We start from the raw sequence: 13,687 nt of genomic DNA, 5'->3' as shown, positions 1-13,687 counted from the left end.
TTTATTTCGTCCCGAAAATTCGGTCGCCGGCATCACCCAGTCCAGGCACAATATAGCCATGATCATTCAGGCACTCATCCACTGCGGCTGTATATACTCCCACGTCCGGATGCTGCTTGTTGACAAACAGTACACCTTCCGGTGCCGCTACCAGACACATCAGCTTGATATGTTTGGCGCCTTTTTGTTTGAGAATGTCAATAGTCGCTGATGATGATCCTCCGGTAGCCAGCATGGGGTCAATTACCACAAAGTCCCTTTCAGCCACATCAGAAGGAAGTTTACAATAATATTCAACCGGCTGCAGCGTATCCGGGTCACGGTATAACCCGACATGCCCGACTTTTGCTGCCGGTATCAGCCGCAATACCCCATTGACCATACCCAAACCGGCCCGCAGTATAGGAACAACTCCTATTTTTTTACCTGTCAGCATCCTGCACTGGCATTTGGCCACCGGGGTCTCAATTTCCGTGACCTCAAGCGGCAGATCGCGGGTAATTTCATACGCCATTAACATGGCTACTTCATCCAGCAATTCCCTGAACTCTTTCGGTCCTGTTTTCACATCGCGGATCAACGATAATTTATGCTGTATTAAAGGGTGGTCAATTATCTTTACTTGCATCTGTTCATCTCCTAAGCATATAACGGATATTTTTTACACAACTGTTCGACCATAGTAGCCGCTGTTGCCCTAGCTTCATTATCTTCCGGACGGTTAAGCACCATACTGATAATCTCACCAATAACCGCCATATCTTCTTCTTTCATCCCGCGTGAAGTCAGTGCGGGAGTACCGATACGAATGCCGCTGGTTACAAACGGACTGGCCGGATCAAACGGTATTGTATTTTTATTAACGGTAACGCCGACTTCATCCAATAATTTTTCTGCCTGTTTACCGGTCAGATTTTGCCCCCGCACATCCACCAGCATCAGATGATTATCGGTCCCACCCGAAACCAGATTAAACCCGGCTACAGTCAGTTTATCGGCCAAAGCACGCGCATTTTTAACCACTTGTTCCTGATACAGGCGGAATTCATCTGTCATAGCTTCTTTAAATGCAACAGCCTTAGCAGCGATTACATGCATCAACGGTCCACCCTGGATGCCCGGGAATATGGCTTTATCTACAGCAGCCGCATATTCCTGACGGCATAAAATAACCCCGCCCCGCGGGCCACGTAAGGTTTTATGGGTTGTCGTTGTTACAATATCCGCGTAAGGCACAGGATTCGGATGCAGACCGGCTGCCACCAACCCGGCTATATGGGCCATATCCACAAACAGCATAGCACCGGATTTTCGGGCAATTTCACTCAATCTTGCAAAATCAATAATCCGTGGATACGCACTGGCGCCGGCAACCAGCATTTTAGGCTTATGGGTCATAGCCAGATCTTCAAGCTCCTCATAATTGATCCGGTGCGTGACAGAATCGACACCATAAGCAATTACCTGATAATATTTACCGGAAATATTAACCGGACTGCCGTGGGTCAAATGACCGCCGTGCGACAGGTTCATACCCAATATGGTATCCCCGGGTTGTAAAAAAGCAAAATAAACCGCCGTATTGGCCTGGGCACCGGAGTGCGGCTGTACGTTTGCATGGTCGGCGCCAAACAAAGCTTTAACCCGGTCAATAGCCAGCTGTTCCACCATATCCACATACTCACAGCCGCCATAGTAGCGGCGTCCCGGATATCCTTCGGCATATTTATTCGTCAAAACCGATCCCTGTGCTTCCATAACCGCCCTGCTGACAAAATTTTCCGATGCAATCAATTCCAATTTGTTTTGTTGACGTTGGCATTCCAGCTCAATAACACGGGCGATCTCAGGGTCAAAACCACGTAGTGTACTCATTTGTTTCTTCTCCTCCAAACTCTTCTATTATTGATATTATGCTTCATACACGGCTCGTGCGCCACCGATTAATTTAGGCCGGGTGCGGGCAGCAACAAGTAAAGCAGCGCCAATTTGTTGCTGCTGCAGACGAACTGGTACAGCCACGCGTTTTAAGTGCATGCCAATCAAAGTATGGCCAATGTCCATGCCCGCATGTGCCTGAATGGATTCCACAATAACCGGATTGCTGAAGGCACGCATGGCATAAGCCGCCAGCGAACCACCAGCCTTAGCCACAGGAACGACACTGACCTCTTCCAGATTAAATTTTTCCATTACCCATCGCTCCACAACCAACGCACGGTTTAAATGCTCACAGCATTGTATCGCCAGAGCGATGTCATACTGGCCGGCAACCTGCAAAAGGCCTGTCAGCAGAGCCTGTGCCACTTCTGCCGAACCGGCTGATCCGATATGTTTTCCCCGTACCTCACTGGTGCTGCAACCAATCACCAAAATCTGTCCAGGTTGCATGGAAGCAACCTGGACCAGCTCGGATGCAGCTGCTATTGTCTGCCGGGTGAGTTGCCGGATGTCCGGGGCAGTTTCTTGATTCAGGCTTTCAAAATGCTCTTTGTTTTTGTCCATACCACAGATTCTCCGTTTCACTATTTTATTCCTGCTAAAGCGACAATTTTTTTCCATGCCTGTGCCAGCAACTGCTCCAGGATTGCAGCAGTCTGCACATATACCCGGCAGTCACCGCCAAAAGGATCAGCTATATCACCGCCGGCAGATGTATATTCGCCCAAAGTATATACTTTTCCTCTTGCTTCCGGGAACATACTGATAATCCGTTCCTTATGTGACTTTGACATGGTCAGGACCAGGTCGGCTCCATGAATACTATCCACCGTCAACTGCCGGGAGCGATGCCCTTTCAAATCAATTCCCTGCATACGCATAGCTTTACAGGCCTGCTCCGTTGCCGGATATTGTTCCCCGGCCATAATGCCGGCAGAAGATACGGCAATAGCATGCTCCAAGCCGGCCTGTCCGATTTTTTTACGCAATAAAGCCTCAGCCATAGGACTGCGGCAGGTATTGCCGGTACAAACAAATAAAACTCTTACCATAAGGCAAAACTCCTCCTTACCAAATAATAGTATGTCCAGACCTTAGCATATTACTTGGTGAAGCTCGCTGTTCCTTACCATTATAATGCCGTCCACAATATATGCAGGCCTAATCCCACCAGTACGGCCCCCCCCGCCAATTCCGCCCTGGAACCAATGCATTTTCCCAAACGCCGCCCCAAAGTCAGACCTACCAGCGCAATAACAAAAATCACCACACCCAAGGTAACACTTAATTTGATCAGATCCACATCGATCATCCCCATGCTAAATCCTGCTGCCAAAGCGTCAATACTGACACTGATACCCAGCATGGCCAATGCCCAGCCCTGCAGCATCTTGCCGGAAGAAGTATTTTCCTCTCCTCCCGTCAAGTTTTCCCTCATCATGTAAATACCCAATCCGGCTAAAACAAGAGCGCCAAAAGCATTTGCCCAGTTTTGCATAACCAGTGACGAACATTCCACATGATAGGTTTCAACATGCTCAACCGCCATTCCCAGCCAATGGCCAAAATGATAACCGGTTAAAATCATAACAATATGAAAAACAGCAAAAAGCAAGGCTGCCCGCAGAATAAAATTCCACCTGATCCGGTTCATGCCAATCGGAATTGCCACCGAAAACAAATCCGTACCCAGTGCCATACTCAGGATAAGCACTTCCAAACTACTCACCATCCCACCTCCGCGCTTATATATATATGTGCGCGGACAGGATGATAGTATAGCAATTTAGTTCTTTATGCTCCGATACCCGCTGGCCTTGCGCAGCCGGTTCATAACCGCCAGACCCAGACCTTTTTCGGTGATTCCCTCAGCATAGATCATATCAACCGGTTTATCATCAAAATAGCGCAAGACGGTATACAAAGCAGCTGCAGCCGCGGCTGTATCCTCACGTTTCCCCCATACAGCCAATATCACATTGTCCGGCAGAATAGCCGCCGTTTCTTCGGATACTACAGCGCCCACTCGCTTGTTACAAGTCAAAGCCCTGTTAATTTCCCGTAATAAAATTTGCGGGGTCTGTGTTGCCCCCTCCACCAGTGTCATCGGCGCCAATGGTGCATAATGTGTATATTTCATACCCGGAGCTTTGGGGATTTCATCTTCTTTTACCAAAGCCGGGTCTACTTCAACCTCACCCAGGGTCTCAAACAGCATTTCCAAAGTAATGCCGCCCGGCCGAAGCAGGGTCGGCACCGGCGTAGTACAGTCCACAATCGTGGATTCCACCCCAATATTGCAATCTCCGGCATCCACCACCGCCGCTATTTTCCCATTCATATCCGCCAGGACGTCGCCGGCATTGGTCGGACTGGGTCGTCCGGAAATATTGGCACTCGGAGCGGCTACCGGCACACCGGCAAGGCGGATAAGGGCCCGTGCCACAACCGAATCCGGCAGCCGGATAGCGACTGTATCCAGTCCGCCGGTAACCATATCGGGAACGACCGGCTGACGGGGTAAAATAACAGTGAGCGGTCCCGGCCAATACGTATCCATCAGAAGCGCCGCATTGGCGGAAATAGCTGCCGCCAGTTTTCCTACTTCGTCCCGTTCGGCAATATGTAAAATGAGAGGATTATCTCCCGGCCGTCCCTTGGCCTTAAATATATTGGCAACCGCTTCCCGGTCCAGGCCATTCGCCCCCAGCCCGTACACCGTTTCTGTGGGAAAAGCGACCAAACCGCCCTGCCGTAAATACTGTGCTGCCCTGCGCAGGCAATGTTTATCCGGGTGCTTCCTATTGACAATGATATGTTCCGTATTCACGAATAGCTCTCCTTCCTATATTCGTCGCAGCATCACAACGCGGTCAATCCCTGCGTAATCTTTTATAATTTCTTCTACCACCATACTGTTTGCAGCCGCCATTTGCGCCACTGCCGCCGCCTGCCCTTCTCCCACTTCCAAAGCTCCGAAGCCCTCCGGTTTCAGATGCAGCGCCATGCCGCCGATAATCCGCCGGTAAAAAATCAGTCCGTCCGGGCCGCCGGACAAAGCGCCATGTGGTTCATATTTAACCTCCGGCTCTAGACGAACCAGATCTTCATCCAAAATATAGGGCGGATTGGATACAATAACGTCAAACACGCTCTTTTCAAGTAGCTCGAAAAGGTCTCCCCTCTTTAATTCCAGTCGCTCCATTACCTGATGCGTGACCGCATTTTGTTTAGCAACTGTCAGGGCCTGATCGGAAATGTCCACTGCCACTCCGGCGGCGAGCGGAACTTTGCTTAACAGACTGACAATAATCGCTCCACTGCCGGTTCCGAGATCTAAAATACTGGGATTGCCCCTTCCCTGCAAGCGCTTCAATACAGCCTCCACCAGAATTTCGGTGTCCGGCCGCGGAATAAGTACCGACCGGTTCACCGCAAAAGAAAGTCCCATAAACTCTTTGCTGCCAGTAATATAAGCTACCGGTTCACGCCGGGCCCGCCTTTTGACCGTTTCCCGGAAGGCAGCCAGTTCTGCCTGCTCCAGCGGCTGATCAAAATGCACATATAAATACAGGCGGTCTTTACCTAAGATATGGGAAAGCAGTACTTCGGCGTCCAGGCGCGGATTATCCACGCCTTTTTCTCCAAAATACTGCTTAGTCCATGTTAACAATGTCCCTATCGTCCATACACATTTCTTATCCATATCATTCAGCCTGCTTCAAGCGTTCGCCCTGATCCGCGGTAATTAAGGCCTGAATCAGTTCGTCAAGATCGCCGTTTAACACAAAATCCAGTTTATGCAGTGTTAAGCCGATGCGATGATCGGTAACACGCCCTTGTGGGAAGTTATAGGTCCGGATACGTTCACTGCGGTCACCGGTACCTACCTGGCTTTTACGAGCTTCTGCTACGTCAGCCTTCTGTTCGGCCTCTGCCGCCTCCAACAGCTTTGCCCGCAAAACCCTCATGGCTTTATCCCGGTTTTTCAGTTGTGATTTTTCATCCTGACAAGTCACTACAATGCCTGATGGCAAATGGGTAATTCTGACCGCCGATTCCGTCTTATTGACATGCTGCCCGCCTGCACCGCTGGCACAATAGGTATCTATTTTTAAATCGTTGGGATTGATGCTAACATCCACTTCCTCCGCTTCAGGTAATACGGCAACCGTAACGGTTGACGTGTGTATCCGCCCGCTTGATTCAGTTGTCGGTACACGCTGCACACGATGCACTCCGCTTTCGTACTTCAGACGGCTATAGGCGCCATCACCATCAACCACAAATATGACTTCCTTGAAACCGCCTAAATCCGGTGCATTGGCTTCCAGCAGTTCAGTCCGCCAACCGCGATTTTCAGCATAACGGGTATACATGCGAAACAAATCCCCGGCAAATAAAGCCGCCTCATCACCGCCGGCACCACCGCGTATCTCCACAATGACGCTTTTATCATCATTAGGGTCTCTGGGCAGCAACAAAATGCGCAATTCCTGAGTCAACGTTTCCTCCCGCTGCTTAAGGTCAACTAATTCCAGTTCCGCCATTTCCCGTAAATCATCGTCCAATTTTTCCTGCAGCAGTTCTTGTGTGTCTTGTAAAGATTGCAGCACTTCCTTATATTCCCGGAATTTGGTGATCAGCGGCGTTAGTTTTGAATGGGCTTTCGTATGTTTTTGCCATTCCGCCATATTGGCAATAACGGTAGGATCACTAATTAAATTTTCCAATTCACTGTATCTGTCTTCAATGGCCTGGAGTTTGTCAAGCACCAACATTCACCTCATCAGCATATCTTTTGCAATCAAACTACCTTAGACAATCTCTCTGTCGTTACGGGCATTGACCGCAAAGTTCCTCCGTATTTCCGTCTGTCTCTTCATTTGGCCGCACGGCTTCAAACGCCTGAATGGCTACTTCGATCTGATCATCACTCGGTTCACGGGTGGTTAATTTTTGCAGCCAAAGTCCCGGCATAATGGCATACCTTACCCATGCCTTCGAACTACGTCCGGCAAACCGGATAACTTCATACGCAATTCCTGCCACCAGCGGCATAAGAATAATGCGTGATGTAATGCGTTCCCACAGCGATGGCCACCCCAAAAAAGCAAACATAACAATACTCACAACCATAACAATTAATAAAAAATTGGTACCGCAGCGCGGGTGAAGGGTGCTAAACTTACGGACATTTTCCACCTCCAGCGGCACTCCGGCCTCATAAGCATGAATGGTTTTGTGTTCGGCACCGTGATATTGGAAAACCCGTTGGATATCTTTCATGGAAGAAATAGCTACAATATAAAGCAAAAAGATAGCCAGCCGCAATCCTCCCTCGAAAAGGTTTAACAAAATAGGATCGGAAACGGTACTATGAATATATTTCGCGCCATAAGTGGGAACGGCAACAAATAAGACTACCGCCAGTCCCAGAGAAAACAGCATGGTCAACGCGATTTCTTTATTAGTCAGTTCTTCCCCTTCTTCACCGGCCGCCTGTGCGGAAAACGATAAAGCCCTAAGGCCGATAACCAGCGATTCAAAAAGCGCTACCACCCCGCGGATCATTGGTTTTTTCAAAACCGGATATTTATCGGCAACGGACACAAGCGGTTCTTTTTTAATGGTAATTCCACCTGAAGGCTCGCGCACTGCTGTCGCAACAGAAGCCGGACCGCGCATCATGACACCCTCGATAACCGCCTGACCGCCTATATAAATCTTAGGTTTCACAATACTCATCCTTTCTAATCAAACCTACTCTTTGATCGACACTCCATAGTTCGTTGCGTATGTTCAAAGATACATAATATTTCATACGGTACTGGATATAAATGAAGCAGAGCGTTTCTGCTCTGCTCCGTCCGTCTCTTAGGCTTTTTGACCGTAACGCTTATTGAATTTTTCAATCCGTCCGCCCGCTGTAATATTACGCTGTTGTCCGGTGAAAAACGGATGGCACTTAGAGCACACATCAACGCGAAGTTCCTTTTTTACAGAACCGGTCATAAAAGTGTTGCCACAACCACAAATAACTTTAGCCTCGCCAAAATTGGGATGGATTTTTTCTTTCATTCTATCTTGCACCTCACTTCGTGTAACACTTAAAATTCATACTAAACAATTATAGCATACCACTATATGTTATGCAATCATTCCGCAAAGGTATTGTACTTTTATTTATACTTTTCTATTTTATTTTTCAAAAAAGTGGCTGAAACTTCCCAGTAAAAGATTGGGGTACCGGTTTTGTAAATGAGTCAGGAATACTTTTACACCTAGACTTTTTCCCGGCTGCAACGGCACAAAATCAAGGAACAAATCGGGATCGAAATTCAAATTGCGCAGTTGGACCATAGCAACACGGGTTTCATCAAGAAAGGCAATCCATGCCTTCAATTCCTCTTCCCTATCGTTTAATCCCGGAAAAAAAAGCATATTTAACGATACCCGCACACCTTTTTCCCGGGCATAGAAGATTGATTGTTTTACATCTTCCAAATCATAATCCGAACGGTAATACGCTTGATAGGTCTTAGGAATCGCGCTAATCATACTGACCCGCATACTATCCAGTCCGGCATCAACAATGGCACGGATGCCTCCAGTAAATCCGGCATTGGTATTGATATTAATTAGGCCTTTATTGGTTTGCCTCCGGATCAATTGAATTCCCCCGGCAATATTGTTAAAAGCCAAAGAAGGTTCTCCCTCACAGCCTTGTCCAAAACTGACGATCGCTTCCGGCGCGCTGCTCAGATGATACGTTCCGACCGCCGCAATTTCCTCCGGTGTAGGCGAAAAGGAAATGCGGCTTTGCGGTGAAGGGCAGCACTCCGAAGACTGCAGGGAAATGCAGCCGATGCAATTGGCATTGCAAGCCGGCGACACAGGAATCCCCGCTTCCCAGCGATGATAAAACAAATTTTGCGCTGTACAACAATGCCATTTGAGTGAACAATGAGCCAATTGCTCAACTATCCGGTTGCCACGCAGCTGTTTTTTGACTTTAGAAACTCTTTTTTTAAAGTCAGACGTATTATAACGGGACGGACACCATTTATCATTATCGTCGCTCTTTACCGCGGCGACATAAATGGTGTCCCGGTAAAGAGCCGCTGCCGTATAGCCGTATAAAGGCAAAACGGGGGCATCAGCCTTTTTCTTAAAAGCCGGCAAATGAGTACGGGTATATCCTGCAGGCAATAATGCTGCCACCGCCAGCGCGTTGCAGCGAATGACCGCTTCCCGCTGCCCCCTGCCGCCCACCGCTGTCCGTCCCGGCAAATAAACCAGAGTTGCCCCTTCCGGCAACGGAATCATATCATCAAGATTCAAAACCATGTCATCGCGCCCGATTCTGCCCATAGCCCGGAAATCCGGAGCGTCGAAAATCTCCCCATTTTCATCTGCAAACAACGCTGCTAACAACACCTATCAGCTCCTACTCCATACTGACCGTTACCTGTTCTCTATTAATCTATTAATTATAACGATTCATCGCCTTATTTATGCCCTGTTCTAACAGGCATTCCACTGCCGCTGCCGCCCGTTTAATGCCATCGGTTGCAAGCGGTTCTTCCTCAGCCGTAAAACGGCTGAGCACATGGTCAACCACCTGCCACCCGGCAGGCGGACGGCCAATCCCTACGCGCACCCGAAAAAAATCAGCAGACGGCAGGTGAACCAATAACGACTCAACTCCCCGGTGACCGCCTGAACTGCCGGTGGTGCGTAAACGCAAACGGCCTGTGGCTAAATCCATGTCATCAAAAACCACAATAATATCAGTAACAGCTATTTTGTACCAACGCGCCAGTTCTCCCACGGCTACGCCACTTAAATTCATATAAGTTAACGGTTTGACCAATAATATCTGTTCCGCCTGACGCTTTTCCGCAACCGACGCTTCATTGCGTGTACGCCAGGAAGCAATGCCCCACCGTTTTGCTAATTCGTCTATCACCATAAAACCAACATTATGGCGGGTGGCTTCATATTTCTGTCCGGGATTGCCCAGACCCACAATCATTTTCACCCTGTATTCCTCCATAGTAAATCAATAGGCACGGTAATCAAAAAGATTATATCACAAATGAGCAAAGGACGCGATACCGCGTCCTCGCTCCCAAGCAGAAAGCAGGCAGAATGTAGATCAATATCCTGCCAGCCCTGTTTTATGCTTAATCGAACAATATACTCACCGGAAGTTCATTATGAATATTGGCAATAACCCCGCTTAACAGTTTAGCTACCGACAGAATCTTAATTTTCGGCGAGCATTTATCCGGAGAAAGTTTTATCGTATTGGTAACGATTAATTCCTTTATATTGGAATTGTTAATTCGTTCAACAGCGGGATGACTAAGAACAGGATGCGTACAGCAGGCATATACCTCTTTTGCTCCCAGTTTTTCCAGTGCCTTTGCGCCTTCGACCAAAGAACCGGCTGTATCTACCATATCATCGACAATAATTGCCGTTTTTCCCTCTACACTGCCAATGGTATTCATCACTTCAGCCACGCCGGGCGCCGGGCGTCTTTTTTCAATAATAGCGATAGGTGCGCCCAAGCGGTCAGCCAGTTGTCTGGCCCGTGTTACCCCGCCAAGATCAGGGGAAACCACAACGATATCCTGTAAGTTTTTCGAGGCAATGTACTCCGCCAAAATAGGCACGCCCGGCATATGATCCACCGGGATATCAAAAAATCCCTGAATCTGCCCGGCATGCAAGTCCATTGTAATCACACGGCTCACACCTGCAGTCGTCAACAGATTGGCCATTAATTTGGCCGAGATAGGTTCCCGTCCGCGTGTTTTACGGTCTTGTCTAGCATAAGCATAATAGGGAATAATTGCCGTCACATGGCGAGCCGAGGCCCTTCTAAAAGCATCCACCATGATCAATAATTCCATAACATGCTCATTAGCGGGATTGCTGGTAGGCTGAACGACAAAAATTTCCTTGCCGCGTACACTTTCATCAATAATAACCTGAGTTTCTCCGTTATTAAACTGACCTACAAAGGCTTTTCCCAAAGGAATTCCCAAATGGTCCGCCATCTCCTGCGCTAATTCGGGATTGGCGTTTCCGCTAAAAAGACATAACCGCTGTTTGTTTTTCAATTCCATTTCAATACATTACCTCCATAGCCTGTTGCCAAACTATTTTTATAACACTAGCGTCTGTTTCGCAACGGCCTTGTTAAAATAGTATGATCCAACCGATAAGTCCGTCCGGCAACTCACTCTCCCTTTTCTTTTATTTTCTTTTTGTTTACCCATTCCTCAATATTGGCCTGACGTGCCCTGCCTACTCCCAGAGCAGCCGGCGGCACATCTTTTGTAATGGTAGAACCGGCAGCGACATAAGAATCCTGTCCAATGGTTACCGGCGCTACCAGATTCGAATTGCACCCAACAAAGGCACCATCCTCAATGGTAGTCCGATGTTTATCTTTCCCGTCATAATTTACAGTAATCGTTCCGGAGCCGATGTTAACCCGCGCACCCATATCCGTATCTCCGATATAGCTTAAATGAGGAATTTTGCTATTTTCACCGATATTGGAATTTTTCACTTCCACAAAATTACCGATTTTTACACCGTTATCCAGTTTGGTATTGGGACGTAAATGAACATAAGGACCAACTGTCACGCCATCACCAATTTCACAATCATGGGCATAAACAAAATGCAGTGTCACATCCCTGCCGATTTTTGTATTTTGAATACGTGTATTCGGTCCAATGACACAGCCACTGCCAATGACCGTCCGGCCTTCCAGCCAGGTAAAAGGGTAAATGACGGTATCCTGAGCCACTTTGACAGACTCATCAATGAAAGTACTGTCCGGGTCCATGATGGTTACGCCCTGTTCCATCAATGACATATTTTTTCTTTGCCGGATAATTTTTTCCGCTTGTGCCAATTGCAGCCTTGAGTTGATTCCCATGGTATCATGATAATTTTCTGCAGTAACTGCCCATATTTTTGCCTGTTTCTGCACCAAAACACCGATGACATCCGTCAAATAATATTCTCCCTGTGCATTGGCACAGTTAATTTGCTTCAATGCTTCAAATAATAATTGACTTTCAAAACAATAAATCCCTGTATTAATTTCCCGTACAGCTAATTCACCGGCAGAGGCATCTTTCTGCTCAACGATCTTATGCACTTCGCCGGCAGTATTTCTGATCACCCGGCCATAACCCGAAGGGTCTGGCATGACGGCGGTTAAGACCGTCGCTGCCGCATTAACAGCACGGTGCTCAGCATAAAGTTTTGCCAATAATTCTCCCTGCAACAGAGGAGTGTCACCACATAATACCATGACCGTTCCGTTAAAATCTTTTAACAGGCTTTCCGTCTGCATTACCGCATGCCCTGTCCCCAGCTGCTTTTCCTGCAATGCGAAATCCGCCCGTCCGGTAAGCTCGTTCTGTACTCTTTCCGCACCAAAACCAACAACAACAATATTTTGACGCGCCCCGGCAAAATTAGCGGCATCCACTACGTGTTCCACCATGGATTTGCCACCAATGCGGTGTAAAACTTTCGGCAAGGCTGACTTCATGCGTGTCCCTTTGCCTGCCGCCAGGATCACCGTTACCAATTCAGACATTACCACAACTCCCCCTGTTACTTTTGTAAGTATTTTCGACAATACCCAAACCTTAAACGACTTCTACATATGCGGTAAGAATCCTGCACCCAAAAATAAATTACAATCTTTCACAGGAATTTTATCTATATAACTAATTAAAGAGTATATTATTTTATTTGGATGCCGTTTAAACAATATTTCGTTAAATAGAAATATTGCCTGTACTGGATCAATTGCCAACACGATTCAGCTTATATATTTTATTCAGTATATCCAAAAAGCAGTCTCCAAGCTATAATGCCGGCCGGATATCAATCGTTTTCCGTTCCTGGTCCACCTCATGCAAAACTAATAGCGGCAAATAATCCCTTACCAATTTTACTCTAGGCTCGGCTGTCCCAACCAGAACACCGGTCCCCACAATATCAACTCCGACTTCCTGTGCCAAGTCAAGAATACCACGTGCCGTCCCACCGGCTTTCATAAAATCATCAATGACCAGAACCCGGGACCCGGCTGGAATGGCCCGGCGCGGCAGGGACATGGACTGGATGCGCTTCGCCGAGCCGGTTACATAACTAATACTGACTGACGGACCTTCCGTCACCTTATTCCCCTGCCGCACAATGACCAATGGCAAATCAAAGGCCCGGGCTGTCATAAACGCCAGTGGGATTCCCTTGGTCTCAACGGTCATGACATAATCCGGCGTTAAATGGGCAAACTTTGTAAAAAAAATCTCCCCTACCCGCACCATTAATTCAGGAGTAAAAAGAATATCGGTCATATATAAAAATCCGCCGGGAATAATCCTGTCCGGCGTTGCCAATTTTCCAGCCAATTCATACAAGAAATCACCAATGACCTGCTCTGGCTGAAACGGCCGAAACCTCACTCCGCCTGCAGCGCCGGAAACTGTCTCTAAGTTGCCAAGTCCAAATTCTAACATAACTTGCCGGATTGTCAGGACGTCTTCACTAAGTGTTGATTTAGCCGCTCCAAATAGTTCACAAAAATAATTCAAAGAAAATAAATGCCCCGGAGAATCAACCAATACTTTGGTCAATGCAATAATTCGTTCCGTTCTTCGTAGTTTACTCATTTACTAGCCTCCACTGTCAGGAATTT

At 47.6% G+C, this 13,687-nt stretch carries 15 protein-coding genes; all 15 read right to left on the bottom strand.

All coding sequences use genetic code 11. From position 1 onward, the window contains the following. Window position 1: 1 nt before the first annotated feature. On the bottom strand, window positions 2-628 hold the full coding sequence (upp, locus tag P22_RS07740) for a uracil phosphoribosyltransferase (RefSeq protein ID WP_054259659.1): 627 nt from the start codon (window positions 626-628) through the stop codon (window positions 2-4). A gap of 11 nt (window positions 629-639) precedes the next feature. Further along, window positions 640-1,875, bottom strand: coding sequence for a serine hydroxymethyltransferase (glyA, locus tag P22_RS07735; protein WP_054259658.1), 1,236 nt, complete (start codon window positions 1,873-1,875; stop codon window positions 640-642). A gap of 36 nt (window positions 1,876-1,911) precedes the next feature. Beyond that, window positions 1,912-2,505, bottom strand: a complete 594-nt coding sequence (locus tag P22_RS07730) for a TIGR01440 family protein (protein WP_082378433.1) — start codon at window positions 2,503-2,505, stop codon at window positions 1,912-1,914. A 20-nt stretch (window positions 2,506-2,525) separates the two neighbouring features. Further along, on the bottom strand, window positions 2,526-2,993 hold the full coding sequence (locus P22_RS07725) for a low molecular weight protein arginine phosphatase (RefSeq protein ID WP_054259657.1): 468 nt from the start codon (window positions 2,991-2,993) through the stop codon (window positions 2,526-2,528). Between the two features lie 80 nt (window positions 2,994-3,073). Next, window positions 3,074-3,673: a manganese efflux pump MntP gene (locus P22_RS07720; RefSeq protein ID WP_235814586.1), complete on the bottom strand. Its 600-nt coding sequence runs from the start codon at window positions 3,671-3,673 to the stop codon at window positions 3,074-3,076. A 54-nt stretch (window positions 3,674-3,727) separates the two neighbouring features. Then, complete coding sequence (locus P22_RS07715; RefSeq protein WP_054259655.1) at window positions 3,728-4,771, bottom strand: L-threonylcarbamoyladenylate synthase; 1,044 nt, start codon at window positions 4,769-4,771, stop codon at window positions 3,728-3,730. Between the two features lie 15 nt (window positions 4,772-4,786). After that, entirely contained in the window at window positions 4,787-5,647 is an 861-nt protein-coding gene (prmC, locus tag P22_RS07710) for a peptide chain release factor N(5)-glutamine methyltransferase (protein ID WP_054259654.1), read from the bottom strand. 1 nt (window position 5,648) lies between these two features. Further along, on the bottom strand, window positions 5,649-6,716 hold the full coding sequence (gene prfA / locus P22_RS07705) for a peptide chain release factor 1 (protein WP_054259821.1): 1,068 nt from the start codon (window positions 6,714-6,716) through the stop codon (window positions 5,649-5,651). 61 nt (window positions 6,717-6,777) lie between these two features. Next, entirely contained in the window at window positions 6,778-7,680 is a 903-nt protein-coding gene (locus P22_RS07700) for a DUF1385 domain-containing protein (RefSeq protein ID WP_054259653.1), read from the bottom strand. A gap of 138 nt (window positions 7,681-7,818) precedes the next feature. Then, window positions 7,819-8,022, bottom strand: a complete 204-nt coding sequence (rpmE, locus tag P22_RS07695; RefSeq protein WP_054259652.1) for a 50S ribosomal protein L31 — start codon at window positions 8,020-8,022, stop codon at window positions 7,819-7,821. Between the two features lie 120 nt (window positions 8,023-8,142). Beyond that, window positions 8,143-9,378, bottom strand: coding sequence for a radical SAM family protein (locus P22_RS07690; protein ID WP_054259820.1), 1,236 nt, complete (start codon window positions 9,376-9,378; stop codon window positions 8,143-8,145). Window positions 9,379-9,430: 52 nt separating this feature from the next. After that, complete coding sequence (gene pth, locus P22_RS07685) at window positions 9,431-9,985, bottom strand: aminoacyl-tRNA hydrolase (RefSeq protein ID WP_054259651.1); 555 nt, start codon at window positions 9,983-9,985, stop codon at window positions 9,431-9,433. Window positions 9,986-10,130: 145 nt separating this feature from the next. Continuing rightward, window positions 10,131-11,081 carry a ribose-phosphate diphosphokinase gene (locus tag P22_RS07680; protein WP_069972788.1) on the bottom strand — a complete coding sequence of 317 codons (951 nt, stop codon included), beginning with the start codon at window positions 11,079-11,081 and terminating at the stop codon, window positions 10,131-10,133. A 113-nt stretch (window positions 11,082-11,194) separates the two neighbouring features. Beyond that, entirely contained in the window at window positions 11,195-12,577 is a 1,383-nt protein-coding gene (gene glmU, locus P22_RS07675) for a bifunctional UDP-N-acetylglucosamine diphosphorylase/glucosamine-1-phosphate N-acetyltransferase GlmU (protein WP_054259650.1), read from the bottom strand. 274 nt (window positions 12,578-12,851) lie between these two features. Continuing rightward, window positions 12,852-13,661, bottom strand: coding sequence for a pur operon repressor (purR, locus tag P22_RS07670; protein ID WP_054259649.1), 810 nt, complete (start codon window positions 13,659-13,661; stop codon window positions 12,852-12,854). Window positions 13,662-13,687: the final 26 nt, after the last annotated feature.

Origin of the sequence: Propionispora sp. 2/2-37 (genome assembly GCF_001298735.1) — a bacterium.
GTDB lineage: Bacteria > Bacillota > Negativicutes > Propionisporales > Propionisporaceae > Propionispora.
The sequence above is the reverse complement of the archived record's forward strand: the minus strand, read 5'-3'. Positions and strand labels throughout refer to the sequence as shown.

What these genes read in the sequence shown, in the direction of transcription:
- upp (WP_054259659.1), bottom strand. Translation starts at nt 628, where the DNA reads ATGCAAGTAAAGATAATTGACCACCCTTTAATACAGCATAAATTATCG.
- glyA (WP_054259658.1), bottom strand. Translation starts at nt 1,875, where the DNA reads ATGAGTACACTACGTGGTTTTGACCCTGAGATCGCCCGTGTTATTGAG.
- P22_RS07730 (WP_082378433.1), bottom strand. Translation starts at nt 2,505, where the DNA reads ATGGACAAAAACAAAGAGCATTTTGAAAGCCTGAATCAAGAAACTGCC.
- P22_RS07725 (WP_054259657.1), bottom strand. Translation starts at nt 2,993, where the DNA reads ATGGTAAGAGTTTTATTTGTTTGTACCGGCAATACCTGCCGCAGTCCT.
- P22_RS07720 (WP_235814586.1), bottom strand. Translation starts at nt 3,673, where the DNA reads ATGGTGAGTAGTTTGGAAGTGCTTATCCTGAGTATGGCACTGGGTACG.
- prmC (WP_054259654.1), bottom strand. Translation starts at nt 5,647, where the DNA reads ATGGATAAGAAATGTGTATGGACGATAGGGACATTGTTAACATGGACT.
- rpmE (WP_054259652.1), bottom strand. Translation starts at nt 8,022, where the DNA reads ATGAAAGAAAAAATCCATCCCAATTTTGGCGAGGCTAAAGTTATTTGT.
- P22_RS07680 (WP_069972788.1), bottom strand. Translation starts at nt 11,081, where the DNA reads ATGGAATTGAAAAACAAACAGCGGTTATGTCTTTTTAGCGGAAACGCC.
- glmU (WP_054259650.1), bottom strand. Translation starts at nt 12,577, where the DNA reads ATGTCTGAATTGGTAACGGTGATCCTGGCGGCAGGCAAAGGGACACGC.
- purR (WP_054259649.1), bottom strand. Translation starts at nt 13,661, where the DNA reads ATGAGTAAACTACGAAGAACGGAACGAATTATTGCATTGACCAAAGTA.